This window comes from Streptomyces sp. NPDC055287, assembly GCF_053646035.1.
Map to the genome: position 1 here is coordinate 1 of NZ_JBSHNE010000066.1, position 20,348 is coordinate 20,348.

17 protein-coding genes and 2 pseudogenes are annotated in these 20,348 nt (G+C 65.7%); 10 read left to right on the forward strand and 9 right to left on the reverse strand.

The annotated features are described in order from the left end of the window. Positions 1-312: 312 nt before the first annotated feature. A pseudogene (locus tag ACWIHY_RS37725) lies at positions 313-1,151 on the forward strand (IS5 family transposase). Positions 1,152-1,293: 142 nt separating this feature from the next. Further along, positions 1,294-1,824: an AMIN-like domain-containing (lipo)protein gene (locus ACWIHY_RS37730; RefSeq protein WP_454381136.1), complete on the forward strand. Its 531-nt coding sequence runs from the start codon at positions 1,294-1,296 to the stop codon at positions 1,822-1,824. A gap of 108 nt (positions 1,825-1,932) precedes the next feature. On the opposite strand, the gene ACWIHY_RS37735 is transcribed toward ACWIHY_RS37730, so the two are convergent. The 6 genes from ACWIHY_RS37735 to ACWIHY_RS37760 all read right to left on the reverse strand — a co-directional run bounded on the left by ACWIHY_RS37735 (position 1,933) and on the right by ACWIHY_RS37760 (position 8,562). After that, a complete protein-coding gene (locus ACWIHY_RS37735; protein ID WP_454381138.1) occupies positions 1,933-3,015 on the reverse strand; it encodes an ABC transporter ATP-binding protein in 1,083 nt (360 codons plus the stop codon). A gap of 1 nt (position 3,016) precedes the next feature. Further along, the gene (locus ACWIHY_RS37740; protein ID WP_454381140.1) at positions 3,017-4,120 is read right to left on the reverse strand and encodes an ABC transporter ATP-binding protein; all 1,104 of its coding nucleotides are present in this window, start codon (positions 4,118-4,120) and stop codon (positions 3,017-3,019) included. Beyond that, entirely contained in the window at positions 4,117-4,878 is a 762-nt protein-coding gene (locus ACWIHY_RS37745) for a carbohydrate ABC transporter permease (protein WP_454381141.1), read from the reverse strand. The genes ACWIHY_RS37740 and ACWIHY_RS37745 overlap by 4 nt, the downstream gene beginning before the upstream one ends. Positions 4,879-4,958: 80 nt before the next feature. Beyond that, a complete protein-coding gene (locus ACWIHY_RS37750; protein ID WP_069774748.1) occupies positions 4,959-5,837 on the reverse strand; it encodes a carbohydrate ABC transporter permease in 879 nt (292 codons plus the stop codon). Positions 5,838-5,918: 81 nt separating this feature from the next. After that, on the reverse strand, positions 5,919-7,517 hold the full coding sequence (locus ACWIHY_RS37755) for an extracellular solute-binding protein (RefSeq protein WP_454381143.1): 1,599 nt from the start codon (positions 7,515-7,517) through the stop codon (positions 5,919-5,921). Positions 7,518-7,536: 19 nt separating this feature from the next. Further along, positions 7,537-8,562 (reverse strand): NAD(P)-dependent alcohol dehydrogenase, encoded by a 1,026-nt coding sequence (locus ACWIHY_RS37760; protein WP_454381145.1) that lies wholly within the window; start codon positions 8,560-8,562, stop codon positions 7,537-7,539. Positions 8,563-8,740: 178 nt separating this feature from the next. Here ACWIHY_RS37760 and ACWIHY_RS37765 point away from each other — a divergent pair, with 178 nt between their 5' ends. Then, the gene (locus ACWIHY_RS37765; RefSeq protein ID WP_454381147.1) at positions 8,741-10,531 is read left to right on the forward strand and encodes a sigma-54-dependent Fis family transcriptional regulator; all 1,791 of its coding nucleotides are present in this window, start codon (positions 8,741-8,743) and stop codon (positions 10,529-10,531) included. Positions 10,532-10,560: 29 nt separating this feature from the next. Here the strand turns inward: ACWIHY_RS37765 and ACWIHY_RS37770 are convergent. Then, positions 10,561-11,060: pseudogene (locus ACWIHY_RS37770) on the reverse strand (IS701 family transposase); the annotation flags it as partial. Positions 11,061-11,324: 264 nt separating this feature from the next. Here ACWIHY_RS37770 and ACWIHY_RS37775 point away from each other — a divergent pair. Then, on the forward strand, positions 11,325-11,669 hold the full coding sequence (locus ACWIHY_RS37775) for a protein kinase domain-containing protein (protein ID WP_454381148.1): 345 nt from the start codon (positions 11,325-11,327) through the stop codon (positions 11,667-11,669). Between the two features lie 698 nt (positions 11,670-12,367). Here the strand turns inward: ACWIHY_RS37775 and ACWIHY_RS37780 are convergent. Further along, positions 12,368-12,880, reverse strand: a complete 513-nt coding sequence (locus tag ACWIHY_RS37780) for a hypothetical protein (protein ID WP_454381150.1) — start codon at positions 12,878-12,880, stop codon at positions 12,368-12,370. Between the two features lie 202 nt (positions 12,881-13,082). On the opposite strand from ACWIHY_RS37780, the gene ACWIHY_RS37785 reads away from it, so the two are divergent. The 6 genes from ACWIHY_RS37785 (at position 13,083) to ACWIHY_RS37810 (ending at position 18,389) form a co-directional block, all read left to right on the forward strand. Then, positions 13,083-13,292, forward strand: a complete 210-nt coding sequence (locus ACWIHY_RS37785) for a DUF6959 family protein (RefSeq protein WP_454381151.1) — start codon at positions 13,083-13,085, stop codon at positions 13,290-13,292. Next, complete coding sequence (locus ACWIHY_RS37790) at positions 13,273-13,350, forward strand: hypothetical protein (protein WP_454381160.1); 78 nt, start codon at positions 13,273-13,275, stop codon at positions 13,348-13,350. The genes ACWIHY_RS37785 and ACWIHY_RS37790 overlap by 20 nt, the downstream gene beginning before the upstream one ends. A gap of 252 nt (positions 13,351-13,602) precedes the next feature. Further along, entirely contained in the window at positions 13,603-14,259 is a 657-nt protein-coding gene (locus tag ACWIHY_RS37795; RefSeq protein WP_454381153.1) for an RNA polymerase sigma factor, read from the forward strand. Further along, the gene (locus tag ACWIHY_RS37800) at positions 14,252-15,196 is read left to right on the forward strand and encodes a CU044_5270 family protein (protein ID WP_454381154.1); all 945 of its coding nucleotides are present in this window, start codon (positions 14,252-14,254) and stop codon (positions 15,194-15,196) included. Before ACWIHY_RS37795 ends, ACWIHY_RS37800 begins: the two co-directional genes overlap by 8 nt. A gap of 1,087 nt (positions 15,197-16,283) precedes the next feature. Continuing rightward, complete coding sequence (locus ACWIHY_RS37805; RefSeq protein ID WP_454381156.1) at positions 16,284-17,285, forward strand: hypothetical protein; 1,002 nt, start codon at positions 16,284-16,286, stop codon at positions 17,283-17,285. Positions 17,286-17,609: 324 nt separating this feature from the next. Continuing rightward, positions 17,610-18,389, forward strand: a complete 780-nt coding sequence (locus ACWIHY_RS37810) for an IS5 family transposase (protein WP_454381157.1) — start codon at positions 17,610-17,612, stop codon at positions 18,387-18,389. On the opposite strand, the gene ACWIHY_RS37815 is transcribed toward ACWIHY_RS37810, so the two are convergent. Continuing rightward, entirely contained in the window at positions 18,355-18,849 is a 495-nt protein-coding gene (locus ACWIHY_RS37815; RefSeq protein ID WP_454381159.1) for a hypothetical protein, read from the reverse strand. The two genes, ACWIHY_RS37810 and ACWIHY_RS37815, sit on opposite strands and share 35 nt — an antisense overlap. Positions 18,850-20,348 lie beyond the last annotated feature (1,499 nt).

The window sequence follows — 20,348 nt, forward strand, 5'->3', positions numbered from 1 at the left end:
CGGGGAAGTTCATTAGCCCCTTATGGAGAGAAAGCCTTCAAAGCAGGACAGGAACCAGTGCCGCATATGGGGCCTGACCTGGATAAACGCCCTCTCAAAGAGCGTTTTGTCCCGGCGAGGTTGTTTGGTGGGGCTTCAAAGGGCGAGTCGATGAGGGCTGATGGGGCAGAGGTGCTCCCTGTGGCGGATGGGACAGGTGCCTTCCTTCGGCAGCCCGTTTCCTTCGGTTCGCTCCTGTCTGATCCCAAGGCGCCCCCGCTTGGCGCTATTTGCGCCCTGGAGAGACGGACTGCCCGACGGTACTACCGAAACATGACGCGACAACGCCCGTATCCCAGTGACCTCTCGGATGCACGCTGGGAACTGATCGGGCCCACATCCACCACCTGGCGTGCCGAGCGCAGAGGCAAGGGCCTGGACATCGGCCGACCGCCCGAGCACGACCTGCGTCGGATCATGGACGCGATCCTCTACGTCGACCGGACCGGGATCCCCTGGCGCTACCTGCCCCACGACTTCGCGCCGTGGGAAACGGTCTACGGCTACTTCGCCGCCTGGCAGAAAGAAGGCGTCTTCGACCGGCTCAACGGTCTCCTTCGTTGTCTGGTGTGAGAGGCCGAAGGCCGCGACGGCGAGCCAACCGCCTGCGTACTGGACGCGCAGAGGGTGAAGACCTCCGCGAACGTACCCGCGGTGGGCCAGGGCATCGACGCGGCAAGAAAATCGCAGGCCGCAAGCGCCACATCGGGGTGGACACCCTCGGCCTGCTCCTGGCTGTCTGGGTCACCGCGGCGAGCGTTTCCGACAACGTCGGCGGCATGCACCTGATGTCATACATCGCCGCCACCCACCCGCGCGTGACCAAGGCATGAGCCGACACCGGCTACCGCACCAAAGCCATCGACCATGGCGCACGTCTGGGCATCGACGTCGAGGTCGTACAACGCGACCCAGGCGTCAAAGGATTCAAAGTCATCCCCCGACGCTGGGTTGTCGAGCGGACCTTCGGCTGGCTCATGCAGCACCGCCGACTCGCCCGCGACTACGAGACCCACCCCCACCGCTCAGAAGCCATGATCCGCGTCGCGATGATCGACCTCATAAGCCGCAGACTCACCCGCGAATCCACCCCCAACTGGCGCGACACCTGAACCTCGAACCAAACAACCTCGCCGGGATAAAATGCTCTTTAAGTACAGTGGAATCGGGGTATGGCCCATGCAACCATACGGTTGTCACACATGACTTCATGTATGACAACCTGTCCCCGTACCAGGAGAACTGGGGGACGCCATGCAAAACCATCAGCGCCTCACGGCACTTGCCGCCGGCATACTTCTCACCGCCGGGGTCGGCGCCACGACTCCCGCCATCGCTTCACCCCAGTCCGGGGCATCGCAGCAGACCCCCGCAATCGCCCTCGTCGTCAATGCCCGATGGGGCGGACACTGTGCCCTCGACCGTCTCGTCATCGATGTCCGGGGCACCATGCCCCCGGTCTCTGTGAAGCAGGTGAAGGAACTGCGGTACGACGGCTCCGGGAAGAAGGTCCCACTTCTCGGTAAGTACCACCTGGAGATCAAGCTCAGCCCGGCCGCCGCTCACAACGAAGCGGGGCAGTCGGTCTCCAAGGGGCCCAAGCTGGTCAAGATTGGGCTGCCCACACTCAAGGGCGTCGCCCTGACGGGCGACTTCGAAGGAGTGGTCACCTTTGGAGCCGCTTTCAACACCAAGCCCGTCTACAACACCTTCAAGCTCCACTCGCCGGAACGCTTTGTCCTCGACATCCGCTACCCGTCCGGGTCTCAATGCCGCACGGGCTGACGACTGCTCGAGGCCGCACCTCTTCCAACGACCGTGGCCACCGGGTGGGAACCCGGTGGCTTGTCGCCGGCATAGGTGCTTCCGTTCGGCAGCTCTCGACAACGTGATCTACGACTGGAGTATCAGACGACCGTCCGCGTAAGGGAGGGCCTTGGCGCGCGGCAGATGCACCAGGAACTCCTCGCTCGCCGGAACTCCGTCCTCACGCGGCACCTTCGCCCTGATGAGTTGCCCGGCCACCTCAATTTCGAGCACGCGCTGCGGCCCGTGGTCCCGGGTGCCCCGAAGTGTGGCGGGAAACGTATTGGGCCCGGGTTCCGTGACGATTTCGACGTACTCGGGCCGGATTCCCACCTGCGCTTCGCCGGCGTTCTCCGGAATGTCCCACGCCATGGCCAGGGGCCGGCCCCCAAGGGTGACGGTGCCGCGTGCCTCCCTGTCCACGCTCAGGAAGTTCATTGCAGGTGATCCGATGAAGTAGCCGACGTACGTCGAAGAGGGTGCCTCGAAAAGCTGCTGCGGGGTGCCCTGCTGCATCGCCCGGCCGTCATTCATGACCAGCACTTCCTGCGCAACGCTCATTGCTTCGTACTGGTCGTGGGTCACGTAGATCACTGTGGGCCGGAATTGCTCGGTGATTTCACGGATCTTGCGCCGCAGTGAGTGCTTCAGCTGTGGGTCGATGACGGTCAGCGGCTCGTCCATCAGCACGGCCGCCACGTCATCGCGGACAAGGCCACGGCCGAGCGAGATCAGCTGCTTGTCGTCGGCGGTGAGCCGTCGGGCGGGCTGCCTCAGCCGGTCGTCCAGGTCCAGCGCCTCGGCAACCTGATGGACCTTGGCATCGATCCTCGCCTTGTCCCACCGGCGGCACTGCAGAGGGAAGGCGAGGTTCTCGTACACCGTCATCGACTGGTAGATGACGGGAAACTGGAAAACCTGGGCGATGTTGCGCGCCCTCGTGGGCAGAGCCGTGACGTCCGCACCGTCGAAGAGGACCTGGCCCTGTGACGGTCTGACCAGCCCGGACAGGATGTTCAGCAGCGTGGTCTTGCCGCAGCCCGACGGTCCGACCAGTGCGTAGGTCTTGCCCGCCTCGAAGGTCAGCTCCAGTGGCTTGAGCGCCCACCGCTCCTCATCGACCCCGTGCGTGTAGGTGTGCCCAACGTCGACGATGTCCAGCTGTGTCATATCAACGCCCTTCCACGGAAGCGAGATGGTATGAAGGTGTCCGCACGAGCGTCCCTTTCTCATCGAAGGCGAACAAACGCTCGGGGCGCAGGCGCAGTTTCACCAGGTCGCCGAGAGTGACGTTATGGATGCCTTGGATCTGTACGACGAACGGGGTCTCGCCGACGGCCGCGTGAACGAAGGTCTCCGACCCGGAGATCTCGACGAAGGTGACCTCGCCGTCGACGCCGGCGGACGCCAGGCTGACGTCCGTCGCACGCAGGCCGAACTGGTATGCACCGTCGGGCAGGTCGGCGAGATGGGCGGACCCGTGCGTGGCCTGGAAACCGGCCACCGTGACCTGACCGCTCTCGATGCGGCCCGCGAAGATGTTCATGGGCGGGTCGTTGATGATGGACGCCACTGTTGTCGTCGCCGGGCGTTCGAAGACCTCATGCGGAGGGCCGGCCTGGAGAATCTGTCCCTCGTGCATGACCAGCACCACGTCACCGAGCAACATCGCCTCGGCGGGTTCGGTGGTCGTGTAGATCACTATGGTGTCGCCCTGGTCGGAGAAGAGGGTCTTGAACTCGTCGCGCAGCTGTTCACGCAACTTGTAGTCCAGATTTGCCAGCGGCTCGTCGAGCAGGAGGATGCCCGTGCCGCGGGCAAGAGCGCGAGCCAGCGCGACTCGCTGCTGTTGGCCGCCGGAGAGCTGAGACGGCTTGCGCCGCTCGAAGTCGGCCAGGCCAACACGTGCCAGGCTCTTCCTGACACGCCGCTGAATCTCGTCTCGTGACAGTCCCGCCCGCCTGAGCGGGAAGGCGACGTTGTCGAACACGTTGAGATGTGGGTAGTTGATGAACTGCTGGTAGACCATGGCGGTGTCGCGTCGCCAGACCGGCGTCTTCAGGAAGTCGGCTCCCTCCCTGGTCAGGGAGCCCGAGTCCACCCCTTGCAGGCCGGCCAGCACCCGCAGCAGTGTCGTCTTTCCCGCCATCGTGCGGCCGATGACGGTGTGGATCCGTCCCGGCAGAAAAGTCGCCGTCACCTCCTTGAGATGGTCTACGCCGTCGACGGTCAGGCACAGATCGGTGGTGCTCAGATCAGTGGCTCTCAGATTCATCGGACCGCTCCCGAGAGGTTGCCTTTGGACAGATAGCGCTCGACCCGGAGCGCGAGAAGGATCAGCGGCGCCACGCCGAAGAGGGCGGCGGCGGACAGAGTCCACCAGGGCGGGATGGACGAGTTGAGGGCCACGACCGCCTGGGGCAGGGTCTGGACCTCGGTGAAGGTCAGCCTGAAGGCGAAGAAGAAGTCGTTCCAGCCGAATACGACACAGAACATCGCGGCCACGGTCAGCCCGGGCAGGGAGTTCGGCAGGATCGCACGTACGAAGGTCTGGAACGGGCCGCAGCCGTCGAGCATGGCCATCTCGTCGATCTCACGCGGGATGCCGTTGAAGAAGTCCACCATCACCCAGACCGCGATCGGCAGCAGCAGGGCAACCGTCACGATGACCAGGCCCAGGATGCTGTCCAGGAGGCCCGTCCACTGCAGGAGGTAGAAGAAGGGGATCACCAGGACGACAGGCGGCATGATCCGCTGTGACACGAAAAAGAAGACGATGTCGCTGTTCTTGATGAAGCCGAACTTGAAGCGGTAGCGGGACAACGCGTAGGCGGCCAAGGACCCCAGGACGAGGCTGATGGCCGAGGCGGCGATGGTGACGACAGCGCTGTTGAGGAAGGGCTGCATTACGTCGACACCACCGGCCCCGCCGAAGATGTTGCGCCACCCGGTGACGGTGGGTTCGTACTGGAGCCATGGAAGGTAAGTGGCGCCACCCTGGACGCCGTTGGCATCCTTGAAACTGGTCGTCATGGCCCAGAAGAAGGGTCCCGCGACGAAGCAGGCCCAAAGCGCGATCACGGTGTATTTGAATATGGGATAAAGGCGCGACCTCATGAGTCCCCCTTCAGCTTGAAGGCCCTGGCGAGCAAAGCGGCGACAACCGTGAGCGTGACGATCATCAGGACCAGATACGTCAGGGACATCGCCCCGCTGTACCCGGTCTGCTGATCCCTGAGCCCCTGGATGTAGAGGTAGTAGCCCGGAGTTTCGGTGGAGGAGCCCGGACCCCCGGAGGTCAGCACGTACACGCTGTCGGAGAGCTTGGACGCCTCGATCAGCCGGATGATGATCGCCGCGACCGACACTGGCGCCATGAGCGGGAAGGTCACCTTCCGGAAGGTGCGCCAAGCGTCGGCGCCGTCGATCGCGGCGGCCATGAACGGTTCCTTGGGGAGGCTCAACAGGCCCGCCAGCAACAGCAGGAACATGAACGGCGTCCACTGCCACACCTCGACGGTCATCAGCGCGACCAGTGCCGGACCGGACTCGGTGAGCCAGGGAACCTTGGTCAGGCCCAGCATCCCGAGCAGATCGTTCACGGGCCCCAGCGACTCGTGGAAGATCATCTGCCATATGGCGGCCATCACCACGGGAGTGGTCATCATGGGGACGAGAAACAGCACCCGCCAGAGACGACGGCCGCGTGCCTCACGCCAGACGAGCAGGGCCATCCCGAATCCGATGACGTACTGAATCAGGACGGTGCCGCCTGCCAGCAGGGCGAGGCGCATGATCGAGGCCCAGAAGCGACTGTCGTCAAGCATCGTGGCGTAGTTGGCGCCTCCGATGAAGTCCATCTGAGGGCTGCTGACGTTCCAGCCGGAGAAGCTGACACGGATGGTGAACAAAAGCGGAAAGATGATGATGAGGGCGAGCGTGAGCAGTCCCGGGAGGAGGAACATGCTCTTGTGCCGGCGCAGGCCTTCCATGGTTCTCCTTGCGGAAGCGGGCGGGCGCCCCCGGGTGGCCGGCCGGCGAGGCCGGCCACCCGGGGCGTCCCTGCGGTCGGGTCAGGAGTTGTCCTCGAGTGCGACCACGTTTCGATAGGCGCTGCGGACCTTGTCCTTGCCGATCTGTTCGGTGATCTTGTTCCATTCCTTGGCCACGTCGTCCAGCGCGCGCTGCGGAGCCTTCTCGTCCGCCAGAGCCGCGGCGACGCCGTTGGCCAGCGCGGACATGTACCCGTTGACACCCGGTACGCGCAGGTCGAAGACGCGGTTGGGGATCTTCTCCATGCCGGAGAGTGTCCGGACGTACGACTCAGCGACGTCCTTGTCCCAGCCCTGCTTCTCCCAGAACGCCGCGTCGAAGTGGGCGTTGCGGTAGGGGTTGACACCGAAACGGCCGATGGTCAGGTCAAGAGCGGTGTTGGCCTCGTTGCTGAAGAAGCACAGATAGTCGAAGGCCATGTCCTGGTTGGGCGCGGCCTTGGCCACCGCCGAAGTCCATCCCCAGGTGAAGTAGGGAACCCGGTTCGGCTTCTTGTCCCACGCCTTCGTGGTGCGGTTGTAGACCTCATCGGATCCCGGCAACGGCGCCGCCTGGACCTTGTTGCGTATCCGGCTGTCCGGCGACTGGGCCTGGATGAAGGCGTCGTCCCACGAGTAGGACATCAGCGACTGGCCGCCTCCGAACGAGAAGATCTCGTCGCCCAGACCGAAGTTGGCGCCGCCGGGTGCCCAGGTCGACTTGGCCTTCACCATGTCTTCGAGGGCGCGTACGAAGCCGGGCGTGTTGATCAGCGGCTTCATGGTCTTTACGTCGAAGAAGAAGCCACCCTTGACGTCCGGGTGCTTCGCATACGGCGCCGCACGGCTGATGAACGCCGAGAACGTCAGGTCGTCCCGCTTGGTCACCTCGGCACTGCCGAAGTTTGGCTTCTGGTCATCGTCGACCTCCTTACCGCTGAAGAACGCGGCGACCTCCTGGTACTCCGCCCACGTCCTGGGAGTCCGGAGTTCCTTGCCCGTGGCCGCCTTGTACGCCGACTGCCGCTTCGGGTCCTCAAGGACATCCGTCCGGACCTTGAGGTAGTGCCGGTCACCGTCCACGGGGTACTGCACGACCTTCCCATCCCAGGTCGCCACGTCCATGTAAGCCTTGGTGACGTCCTTCATGGCGGGAGTGTCCAGATACTTCTTCGGCACCGAGGCCAGATGAGGGGCCATGTCGCCGACCCACAGGGAGGGGTAGAACATGACGTCGTACGCCGACTGGCCTGCTTGCAGGGGTGTGAGGATCTTCTGGTGCAGCTCCCCGAAGGGGACGTTGATCACCTGCACCTTCGCCCCGGTGATCTCCTCGAACTGCCTGGCATGAAGCTTGGTCGGCTCGCCGATGACGGGGACGGCGTGGCTGATGATCTTCAGCGTCTGTCCGGAGTAGTCCTTACGGCTGATCGACTCGTAGCTGCACGGGCCCGGGACGTCCTTGACTTTCGTCGCCGGATAGTCGGGGCCGTACTTGCTGTAGCTGATCTGCGAGCCCGGCTTGAAGAGCCCGGGCTTGTCGGGCTTGTTCTCCACCGGGTTCTGACCAGTGCAGGCAGTGACGGTGAGGGCCACTACGGCCGCGGCGGCGACCACGCCCTTGTGCGAACTGTTACGCATGGGAGTGCTCCTTCGACCGTCAGGGAATCAAGATTGCTCTGCCGCGTACGGCACCGGCGGACAAGTCGTCGAGGGCCTCCTGGAAGGACGCCAGGGGGTACCGCTGGGTGTGCAGGCCGACCTTGCCCCGGGCTGCCAGCACCATCAGCTCGGAGAGGTCGTTGTAGGACCCCACGAGGTTGCCGATGAAGTTGATCTCGGTGGAGATGACGTCGATCGTCGGAATGTCGAGCCGACCGCCGTAACCAATGACGTAGTAGTCGCCGTTACGGCGCAGGCAGGCCATGCCCGTCTCGACGGCACCCCCCTCGCCCACGAAGTCCAGAACCGCCTCCGCCCCGTGCCCCCCGGTGAGTTCCAGGACGCGCTCGGTCTCGGTGCCGTCCGCGGCCAGTGTGTGTTCGGCACCCAGTTCCTTGGCGAGGACGAGGGCATCCGCGCTCCGGTCGATCACGATGATCTCGACCGGAGAAAGAGCCCGGAGCACTTGAATACCGATGTGCCCGAGACCTCCGGCGCCGATCACCACTGCCCGGTCACCCGGTCGCAGGGTCCGCGCCGCCTTGGCGACAGCGTGGTACGCCGTGAGCCCGGCATCGGCCAGAGCCGCCACCGAAGCCGGCTCCAGGGACGGGGCGAGTGCCACGACCGAGCGGGCGGTCGTCTTGAGGTACTCGGCATAGCCCCCGGCGGTGTCGATCCCCGGGAAAGCCGAGTTCATACAGTGCACGTCGTCACCGGCCCTGCAGGCGCGGCACAGGCCACAGGTCACGAGCGGGTGCAGGATGACCGGGTCGCCGACCTTGACGTGGGTGACGGCCTGCCCCACCTCCTGTACCCAGCCGGCGTTCTCATGGCCGATGGTGTACGGCAGGACAACCCCGCTCTTGGCGGCCCACTGTCCTTCGAGTATGTGGAGATCGGTGCGGCAGACCCCCGCGCCTCCCACTTTCACGATCACATCCAGCGGACCGGTGATTTGCGGGTCCGGCACATCCACGAGCGCGGGCGGCTCGTCGTACTCGATGACCTGCACTGCTTTCATGGCGCTCCCTGCGAATGGCGGGTGGATGGTGCGCCGATTACACAGTCCGCCGCTCGCAGACCGATGTCTCAGAAGCGGTCCGCCGATGTCTCAATGTGACACACGCCATAGGCGCGGCGTCATTGAGCTGTTCCAATCACTCCACCGAGGGATGACGCGCCTGATGTGGAAGTGTTGAATGCCCCGACGCCAACCTGGCAGCTCGCTGACTGCAGCCAGAGAGCTCTACCTGGAAGTCACCAAGGAACCGAGCGCCCGCCCGCTCGTGGTCGCCTCGTGGCAGCGCTCGATCGAGTACGCGGTGAAGCCGAGCTGCATCGACGCTCCGTACATCGAGAACCCCAATGTGGACAGCCCGCTAGCCAGGGCGGCACTACCGATCGTGAACAGGCTGCACGAGCAGCTTGCCGACGATCCGGTGTCCACGATGATCACCGACCGGAACGGCGTGGTGCTGTCCCGCACGGTCTCCCACGAAGGTCTTACGACGCGGCTCAACCGAGTGCAACTGGCCCCGGGCCACGTGTTCGCCGAGCGCTATGTGGGCACCAACGGCATCGGCACCGCGTTGGCCAGCGGCCGACCGGTCATGATCGCCGGAAGCCAGCACTACGTCGAGGAACTGCGGGACTTCCACTGCGCGGCCGTGCCGATCCTTCACCCCGTTCGGCGCACACTGCTGGGAGCTTTCAACCTGACCACGGTCCGTCAGGGGTCCGCCGGCATGCTCATGGCCTTGGCCCGCTCTGTCGCGGGCCAAATCGAAAGCGAGATCGCCGCGATCAGCTCGCGACGGGAGCGGGCCCTCTTCCAGGACTACATGGACGCGTGCTCCTCGGTGCGCCCCGGAGCTGTCCTGGCCCTCAATCGTGAGGGCGTCATGATGAACGAGCAGTTGAGATCAGCCGTGACAGGGGCGGATCACCACGCGCTGCTGGACCACGCACGTGAGATCGCCGACGATCCCCGGTTCGAAGGGACACGGAGTATCGCCCTCCCCTCCGGACGAGTCGCCGAACTCCGGGTCAGCCGTAGCCGGCGCGAGAACAGCGACGCGGGCGCCATCTTCCGAGTCCGGGTCATCGGACGCCCCCAGCCCGCCCCGGCCGTTTCCGCCGGCGCCGGTCCCACACGATCGGGCCTGGGGCTGGTTGGCTCCTCCCCGCAATGGCTGCGCGCGGTTGCCGAAACCGAAGCGGCGTTTCGCGCCGGATCCTGGCTTCATCTCGTGGGAGAAGCCGGTGTCGGCAAGCGGACGCTGGTCCATGCCATCCACCGGGCCCACGGCGACGAGCGCCGGCTCGAGATGGTGGAAGCGCCGCTGTCGGAGTCACCGCACGCCACCGAGCACTGGCTGCGCGACGTCCGCGAGCTGTGCGCCCAACCGTCGACGGTGGTCGTCCTGCGCGACGTCCACCTGCTGGGCGATCACCTGCGCCGACAGCTCACAAGCCTCCTGGCGCACTCCGACAAGGCCGCCACCGGGCAACTGGTCATCGCCAGCCAACCGTCCATGGTTACCACCAATGAGGAGCTCGACCGTCTGTGCGGCGCCTCCGTGGAGCTGCCGCCCCTCCGCCATCGCTATGGAGACATCGAGCACTTGGCCCGGCTCTTCCTGCTCAAGTACCGCCCGAGCGGAGAGAGCAGCTGCTCCCCGGATGCGCTTACGATGCTGCAGCGCTGCCCCTGGCCGGAGAACGTCCGCCAGCTCGAGTCGGTGATCCGTGGCCTCGCACGGCGTCCTGCTGGCGGGATCATCCAAGTGGAGGATCTCCCGCCGGAATGCCGGGTGTCGTCCCACAAGGTCCTGACCACCATCGAAGCGCTGGAACGGGATGCCATTCTGCGTGGGCTGATGGACCGCAACTCCAACGTCCAGCGCACCGCACAGGATCTCGGCATCTCCCGCGCCACCATGTACCGCAAGATGCGCCGTTACGGGATCGTCCCGTCGAGCCTTACCTAGCGGTGGTTTGTCAAACCGGGGAGTAGAGATCAAGCCGGTGGCCTGCGCCGACGGCGTGATCAGTGCTGGGAGTTCCGGTGGTGGGGGTGCATTCGCCCAGGCTCGCCAGCAGCGTTGGAGGCTGGTCCAGGGGTCGAGCCAGGCTCGGACGGCGCGAATCGCCTTGGGCCAGCTGTCCGTGTGGGGCTGGTGGTCTCTGGTTGGTCCCCCTCTCGCGCCTGCCCGGTTCTTCGGGCGGCTCCGGTGGTGCTGTGCCGGGCGAAGCCTCGGGTGGCGGACTGAACCAGGCGTCTCAACAGAATGAGAAGGCACAGGTGACCAGGGTCTGGTGGCGGCCGATGGCAGTGTCGGAGCGGACCTGGAAGTCGGCCCAGCCGAGTTCGTCCATGACTTGTTTGTAGCTCTGCTCGATCCAGTGCCGGATGCTGTAGATCCGGATGACTTTGTGCAGTTCGGCGGCAGGTTCGGGGCTGTCGGCCTCACGGGGGCCGCCGGGGCGGGGCAGGTCGGTGGCCAGGTACCAGGTGGCGTGCCTGCGCCGTGGGTGCCGTTGAGCCATACGATCATGAGCCCGACGCTAGCGCTGTGCGGACCGCAGGCTGGTGCCTAGCACGTCACAAACAGGGTACGGCGGAAGACCGACACGGCTTTGGCGTCTCATCAGCGCTTGTCATCGCGTGCCCGCCCGTCGGACCTTTTCGCGTCTGCTGACTGCCCGGCGCTGCATAGAGGCACGCAGTGGAGTGGGCTTCCGGCAGCCCCACAGCTCCTACTGGCTCACTGTGGCCCTTACTTGCCCAGCGACGTGTACATCGCCGCATGTGTCGCCGACGCCTTGGAGGCTGCGCACGACAAGGGCCTGACGCACCGGGACATCAAGGCGTCCAACATCATGGTCCTGCCCGGTGGCGGCGCGAAGGTGGTGGACTTCGGCATCACCATTGCCGTGTACGCCTCCCGGATACCTGGAGGCGACCAGCCCCAGGGCTTAGGAGTCGACGGTCTGTCCACGTCGGCCGCTGCAGACCTGCCGGCCCTCGCTCCGCCGACCAACTGCCATCACACCCGAAACGGAAAGGGGCCCGGGAGCCCGCTCGGCGCCGCAGCGGCATCTGCCAACCGAAGCAGTCATGACTGAAGCGTCCGATGGCAGCGGAGCCGGAAAGCCACCATCCCACCGGCCATCACGTCGTAGTTTGCCGTGGCAGAACTTGTGCTCTCCGATGCGGCACTCCCCGGCGGTGTCCGCGCGGGCTAGACACTGTCCGATGCGCGTGACCGTCCAGCATTCGCATCGCTCCGGCCGCTATGGGGCGGGGTGGTTTGTCTGATCAGGAGCGGGCTCGGCTGGAGCCACACTTGCCGAGAAATTCGGCGAATGGGATGAACTGCGCCACGTACACGGGCTTCTTGGTGCCGAAATTGGCGAGCAGCTCACGCCGAACGGTGACGGCCCCTTCGGTCCCGGTGAGCTGGCCGAGCTCGGCAGGGTAGGTGACGCGGTCGCCCTGGACGACATGGCCGCCAGTTCTCGGGTGCTCGTACAGGGTCGGGCAGCCGCTATTGCCGCTGTTGGGGCCGACCTTGTGGGCATCCCGGGCTCGGCGTGCCCGGCTCGTACCGGGTTGGGTCCACCACTGTGGCCGGGGGCATCCGCTCAGGCCGTGCCCAGTCGCACCGAATGAGATGGTGGGCGGTGAGCGAAGACAGCGGGATTTGGCGGCGCGGGTACTGATGTCAAGTGCAGGTCCCATGCCAGGCCGGGGTCGGCGAGAAGAATTGGGGTCTGCGGCGAGGACGCTTCAGAGACAAGCCGGAGGGTGACAGGTTCCTGAATCAGCTCTCGGGTGGTGAGCTCGCGGACTGGCGCCGATGTTCGGCGTGCTGGGCCGACGAGTCGGTCGAGGTGGAGATTGGGGAGTGCGTAGTGAGGGGCTCCGCCATGCTGGTTGCTGTACTCCGCTGCTGTGCAGCTGGCTCACTACTCGACGGCGTGGAGACGGCCATGGCATGGACCCCGAGCACCACGGCGACGACCAGGCAGACAACAGCGATGCCGGCGGCCGTGCGCCGCCCTAGAGGAAACCAACGCGGCAGGAAGAGACTCAGAACCGCACTGGTCCACGCGACGGACACCAGCCAGGGGAGCCATGCCTCCGCCCGGTCGTTCACTCGGTGACAGTGCTCGGCTTGCGGTCCGGTTTCGCCAAAGTAGAAGAGGCAGTTGCTCCCGAAGTCCTCGGTACCCAACCCTACGAACCCCCACCACACGGTGACGAAGACGGCGGCGGCCAACGCGGCACCGAAGCCCAGGAAGCCTCCAGCGCCATGCGGCGTGGGTGTGTCCATACCTCGATCTCCCCCGGCGAGATGCTGTCCAGCCGACAGTATCCCCGGCAGGATTCGAACCTGCGACACTCGCGTTAGGAGTTCGATCGAATGGTCGACGTAGAGCCTCTGTCTGCGTGCTTGGGTGCTGCCTGTGATCGCCCATGGCTGCCCCCGTCCAGCGCCGTTGATGTCAGCTGGTGATGCCAGCTTGGATCGCGGCATGGAACGTGTCGAAGCTGAGCTGTTCACGGATGGCGGGAACAACGCCGTGGTGCGTCTGCCACCCCGCCGGTTCCCTGGTGTCCTGATCCAGCGCGACTCCCTCGCCATCATCCGTAGCCAAGTTGCCGAAGTGGTGGAAGCCTGCGGCCAGGGCGACATCACTTGGCGCCCGGGAAACCGCCGGCCGTCTGCTTGCCGAGCTCGATGAGCTCCTGGCGAGGTACACCGCTGCGCTGGAGGTGCACGAAATCCCACGGCCGTACTGATCGCCAAGACCTGAGCTTGGGAATCCTCAGAAGGATGTTGCGAAACTGGGCCCTGACCTGCGCCGATGATGACCACTGGGCCTCTGGAGCGCTGTGGGTTCTCACCTCTGTTGACGGTAGTTGTCCGATCTTCTCGCGGGTGTGGCGCGAGGGCGGCGAGCGGCCATTTGGAACTCGGATGCGGACATCGGCGAACAAGGGGTGTCCATACCCGCATCTTCGAAGGAACGACATGCATCTCAGAGGCGACCTGTGACCGCCTCGCCGGACATCGGGATGGGGCGTTCCGATGTAACTGACGCAACAGCCGACTCCGATGCCTCGGTCATCGAGCGGTCCTGGAACGACCCGGACGCGTTCGCCGCACTGTTCGACCGCTATGCCGATGACATTCACCGGTACACGGCCCGGCGGCTGGGCACCGAGGCGGCCGACGATCTGATGGCCGACACATTCGTCATCGCCTTTCAGCGGCGCCGGCGCTACGACCTGTCGAGGCCGCAGGCCCTGCCCTGGCTGTACGGGATCGTCACCAACCTCATCGGACGGCACAGACGGGCCGAGGCCCGTCGCCTGCGGGCGCTGTCGCGTGTCGCCGTCACAGCTCCGGCCGAGGGGCGCGGTGCGGGTGACGCGATGGCGGACCGGGTGGTGGCCCGGGTCGGCGCCGAGAACACCCGGCGCAGCCTGGCAGCGGCCCTCGCGGGGCTGTCCGCCCGCAACAGGGACGTCCTGCTGCTGATCGCCTGGGGCGATCTCGACTACGCGGAGGCCGCAGAGGCCCTGGGCATACCGATGGGCACCGTGCGCTCACGGCTGCACCGCGCCCGGAACGCGCTGCGAGAAGCGCTGGGCGGTTCGGATCCCACAACCATTCGAGAGGACCTGGAGGAACCCGATCGTGGATGAACTCACGCGCGTGCGGCAGATGGAGACCGGCACGCCGCCGCTGACCCACGAAGCCCGCTCCGCCGCCCGCCTCCGGTTGCGGAGCGCCATCTCTGAGGAGAACCGTCCGCACCGTTCTGCCGCTCTGTCCCGGCGATTGGTGTTGCGGGTGGCAGTTGCCGCGACAGTGGCCGCGGTGACGGGAACCGCTGTCGTCGCCACGAGAGGCGGCGAGGACCGGGACGCGTCTCGGATGACCACGCTCAGTGCGGCGCAGGTGCTGCACCGGGCCGCGGACAGGTCCCGGTCCGACAGCGCCGCGCTGCCGATCCCACGCGACGACCAGTACTTCTACACCAGGACGCACATCACGCGAGAACCCCTTGAGGGCGGTAAGACCAAGACGTGGACGGACGAGAGCTGGCTGTCGGTGGACGGCTCCAAGCCCTCGAAGCGCCAGGAGCACGGCAAAATCCGCAACGACCCCCCTCGGAGCAAGCACGATTGGGTGTGGCCGCCCACCGCGTACGCGGATCTCAAGAAGCTGCCGACCGACCCGGACGAGCTCCTCGACCTCTTCAGACTTGGCTTCAAGAGCACGCCAACGAACGACGCGTCCGCGTTCTTCCAAGCCTGCCAGCTGATGAAGGGGCCGCGGGTCATGCCTCCCGGGCTGCAGGCCGCCGCGTTCGAGGCACTCGCGAAGATCCCCGGCGTCAGGCTGGACCACAACCAGGTGGACGTCCTCGGCCGGCACGGGATCGCAATCTCCCATCCCGAAGCCTCCTTCACGTTCGTATTCGACCGTGAAACCTACGACTACCTCGGGCTGCGCACGAAAGGCAGCGGCCTCAAACGCGTCAAGGGAGGGTGGGAACAGGACGGCTGGTACTACGAGATGAGGAACCTAGAAGAAATGGGTGTGGTCGACCGGATCGGCCAGCGCCCTCAGAGCTGACAACCGTGTCAAGCGTGCGTGGCCCGAAGCTCCTGGCCGTGACTCCCTGACGTGCCCGTCGGCCGGCATCCGGGCGGCGTGCTGCTCCGAACGCTCGCGGTCAGCACGGTGTTCGGCTCCCGGTCGCACGGCTCGGAGACGGGTGACCGGGCCGGGACTCGCACACCTCAGGGACATTCTGTGGGCAGAACGGGAGCGAGCAGCCGTACTCGGACAACAGGAGCGCTGGCCCACTTCCGGATTGACGCGCCGTGAAGCGGCAGCGCTCCGCGCGCGGCCACAAGGCGAGCGAGGGGAGAAGGGGGAGACCGGCGACACCGGGCCGGCGGGACCGGCTGGTCAGTCGCGCGAGGAGAGGCATTCGCGCTCGACAAGATGGTCCGAGCCGCCCGCAACAAGCCATCTGACCAGCCCGAAGAGGGGACAGGTGGTGCGCAGGTGGTACGCGACGCCTGAATCGGTCTAGACAACACAATGGCCCAGGTCGGGGATCATGTCCCTGGCCTGGGCATTTCTTTGGAGCGGGTGACGAGAATCGAACTCGCGCTCTGAGCTGGGGAATCACTGATCGCTTGAGAGTGATTGCGGCTCTGACCTGGGGCAACAGCCCCATCTAGGGTGAGCTGAGAAGCCGTTGTCCTATCGGTCTTGAGTGCGGTGTGATCGAAAGCGACTGCCGGATCGGATGAATCTGCTCGTGTCCGTGCATGAGGACAGGGCCTCTGGTGCAGTTCGGAGTTGCTGAGACACCGAGCACGACGAACCGCTCCCGGAGCAACTCCGCGTCGCGCAGCTCGGCAAGAACCGGGTGGTTTCCTGGCGCAGCACCTCAACGCGCCTCCGGTGCCCCGCTCCCGCTCCTCCAGCAAACCGACCGTCCCCATATCGAGGTGCGCGATGTCCGGTCGCAGGCGCACAATGCGAGTCCAGCCCCGGGGCGCGGTCCCACGGGTGGAAGCGACGTGCGGCGCTGACGACAACCGCAGCGCGCCCAGAGGAGCTCCGACGCATGTCATGCAGCGAAGACGCCGGCCGTCAGAACAGTCCCGCCGGCCACGAAAACGGGGCGCGACCTGATACGAGCCCCGTGAAGCTCCACTCCTTCGTCCTCTGCAAGTACGACGAGGCCAGACGCCGGGGTGACATCGACGACTGGACCGACCATTCCGACATCGGCGCGTCCTTCGACGGACGCATCCTGACGGCTGAGGAGTATCAACGGACCGAGGACCGCTACATCGCGGCTGCCGACATCCTCGCGAGAGCGGCCGGCGCCTCGCACTTCACCCTGCGGAACGTCTTCCTGCACAGCCCTCCGCCGGCCTGGCTCGGAGAGGTGTACGAGGGCCGAATCGTCGACAAGACCTCAGCCCTGCGGATGCTCAGAGGGCACATGTCCGGAGACACTCCCGCTGCCTGGTTCGAGAGCGAGAAGATGTGCATGATGATGGGCTTCGACTTCTACATGCACGTACAGATCCCTGAGCGAGCCCTCGCGTCTCTCGATGAGATCGAGGAGATGGGCCTTTTCGTCTTGGGAGGCCGGGAGCAGGACGAAGACGAAGACGAGGAAGTGCACGTCTCGCGGCACGCCGATGACGCCTTCTGGACCGAGGTGGCCGAGGGGTTGGCCGTCAGGTCGTCCGCACAGCAGCAGGAAGCCCGGACGCTTGTCGTGGAGCGCTGGGCCGGCGGAAAACTCGGTCGCCGGTTGTGGCTCGTGGCAGCCGACGACCTCTCTGCGGTGGCCGCATCGGTGAAACGTCAGGCGCTGATCTCCGCCTTCATCGATCTGGAGATCCACGCGACCTCTCGGGGCGAGGTCGCGCGTGCCGTGGAGGCCGCACGACGGGCCCATTCGGACGATGACGGCGCAGACGTGGTGATCTTCCCGCTGGCCGGCGACAGAGAACTCCGCACCGTCACCGTGGAATGGGATGCCCCCTTGCCGGACGACGGTGGCCTACCCCCAGGACAGGAGTTCGGGGTCTTCCCGTGGCCGGCAGAGGACGCGGTGTGCCTGGAGGCGGTCGTGCCGGGAGACGACGGTTGTGTCACCGCCCGTTGGGTGGCCTCTTCGACGTCGTGATGCCGCCCGCAGGACCTTCAGGGCTCATCGCGGCTCCGGACCGACTTCGCTTCAGGGGTAGTTGCCGTATCGATCGTGGCGGTTGCTGATCGAACGGCAGTCCCGTTCGGGTGGTCGCGGTGCGATAGCCGCATAAAGGCAGGGCCTCCGGTGCAGCTCCTGGGTGTTGAAGCCGGAGAAGCACCAGGGAGGCCCTGTTGCCGCTGTGGCACGCCCCTTTCACCAGCCGGTTCCAACTCGGTTGTACCTGAGTGCGATTGTCTCGCGCACCGGTTCGGGAACGCCGCGGACTGTCCGCGCAGGCGACTGAGGTATCCGTCCGACATGAGTGATGCCGAGTGGGAGGTGGTCCGCGAGATGCCGGTGCCGGGGTGGATGGAAGGCCGTGGCGGGCAGCCGGAGAGCTACTGCCACCGGCAGATGGTCGACGCAGTGCGCTACCTGGTCGCCGGCGGCATTACATGGCGGGCGATGCCGGCGGACTTCCCTGCCTGGGACCGTGTCTATGCGTTCTTCCGGCGCTGGCGGGACAAGGGGCTGGTGACCGAGTTCCACGACCGGCTGCGGGACGCGGTCCGGTTCGCCGCGGGCCGCGAGCCGGAGCCGACCGCGGGAATCATTGACGCGCAGTCGGTGAAGGGCTCCGCGTCGGTGCCGGCCGCGAGTCGGGGCTTCGACGGTGGGAAGAAGGTCAACGGCCGCAAACGCCACATCGTGGTGGACACGCTCGGACTGCTGCTGATGGTGCTGGTCACTGCGGCCTGCGTCACCGACCGGGAGGCAGGTCAGACGCTGCTGGCCCGGCTGCGCGAGCGGCACTGGCGCATCACGCTGGTATGGGCGGACGGCGGCTACTCCGGACGCCTGGTCGACTGCGCCCGCGACGTCCTGCGTCTCGCGCTGACCGTGATCAAACGCAGAGACGACACCGCCGGCTTCGTCGTGTTGCCCAAGCGGTGGCTGGTGGAGCGCACGTTCGCCTGGCTGATGCGCTCACGCCGCCTCGCCCGCGACTACGAGGCTCGCCCCGACAGCGCCGAGGCGATGATCCGCTGGTCGATGAGCATGGTCATGAGCCGCCGCCTCGCCCAGCGATCAAGCTGAACATCCCGGGACGCTCCTCGGCCAGCCAACCCCGCGCGGCAAGCCGCTTCGCTTTCGACCGCACTCCTTCCACCTTCGCCGGAACCGGCTCCAGCCCGGCCGCCACCGCAAGCTGCCGGCAATCCATCACCCCGCCACCCGAGCCGTTCCCACCAGCCAGGATGTTCATCAGCTGTTGGTAATCCAGCGCCAGCACACCGGTATCGAACCCGTCCCGCCAGGCAGGGACCACCGAGCCGGGCGGCGCCGTCACGGACTGCGCCGACAGCTCGCCGGTCACCACGGCCGGCGACCCTTCCCGGCCTCCGCCAGGCACCGCCAGGACCTCGGCCACCGTCTCCCGGGCGATCACGAACCGCTCCCACACGGCCTCCGCCTCCCGCAACTCGGCCTGAAGGACCTCCACCCGTTGCCGAGCGGCGCGTTCACGCTCCTCCAGCAACCCCATCACCGACGGCATCCCGGCACCCCCACCCCACAGACAACACGGCCCCCACTACCTGCCTCCGACCCACCACGCCTATGCCTGACCAGCGGAAACGAACCTGCCACGCTCGGAAAGACAACGGCTTCTGAACGGTGTCTACGTGGCTCGCAGTGACCGCTGTTGACCGTTGGTTTTGGTGCCAATCTGGTGCGCTACGGCTTGTCCTCGACGGGCCTGGAAGGGGGCGGTTGTGGACGTCGTGGAACTGATGGAGTGGTTGGCCGAGCGAGGATGCTCGGTGGTCTTCAAGGCTGAGGTGAGCGCGGACAGGGACACCGTTGGATGGTGATCGTCTCCGGCGGCGCTCTGGGGGCGGAGGGGTTCTTCAGGACTGACCTGCCGTCCGCCGAGGCGTGCCTTGAAGCCACACTCGAGCACTTGGCGAGCCGACAGATTTCACCCTTCATCTGAGCTTGGCAATCACGGCGCGAACTGGGCCGGACGTGGACCTGACCTGCGGATTTCTCGCTGCAGCCGTGTTGGAGCGCGCACAGAAGTAGCCGCTGCTGACCGCTCTTCCCCACCCGTTCTGGCAAGCATCTGGCACGGCTGCGAGGAGACATGGGAGCCACTTCTCCTCTTTGTGCCGGAAGCGGAGAGTGGACCACGCTGGTTGTCAGTCTTCTCCCGGAGGGATCAGACGGTCCGCGTCTTCGTCGTCCACATGGCCTGTGGCATCAACGGTGATGGTGGTAGCCCGGCCCTTCGCCGTGTTTAGCCATGCGAGCACTTCCTCGGTCAGTGGTGCTCCTTCGGGGCCTTCGTCCTTCCACGCGCCAACCTCCTCCAGGCACAGCGGCCACGACCTGGTCGGCTCGCTCCAGGTTGAGAGAAGTCCGAGTAGTCCGTGACCGGGCGCATCATGCCCGGTGGGGGTCGACAACAAGGGCGGTGCCGGTGGGCTCGTCCCAAGCCTCCACAGCCACGGTGCGCCCGATCAACGCCTCCGTGCCGTTGAAGATGACGAGCTAGCCCGTCTTGTTGAAGTAGCGCATGGGTGGCATCGTGTCTCACCACTCATGCTGTCCCCTGGCTGGCCACCCGTGAGAGCTGGCTCCGCAGGTCCTTGCGACATCCGCTTTAGGAGTTCGGCCAGGGGCACTACTGGCCTCCGTCGCCGACCGAGACGACGACCGGAAAAGGGTGCTGGTGTACGCACCTGTCTGACGTCGTTGATGTCAGCCGTGGATGTCGGAAACCTTCTGATCCGTAGTTCTAGCCGGATCAATCAGCGAGGGTCATACCGGCCGCTACGGGGCCTGTAAGAGACGACGCCACCGGACGAGGGCGGTTGCTGGAGTTGCGCTGCGATACTGCGCTGCTCTACCCAGACGGAGCATTCCGACCGAGTGCTCGGAGACGTTCCTGCGTAGCGTGCTAGGGTCCGTCTTCAAAGTGATCTTGCCCAGAGCAGGAACGACGCCAGGCTGACCGCTGCTTCGTAGGAAGTGGCGGTCTTCTCATACCTGGTC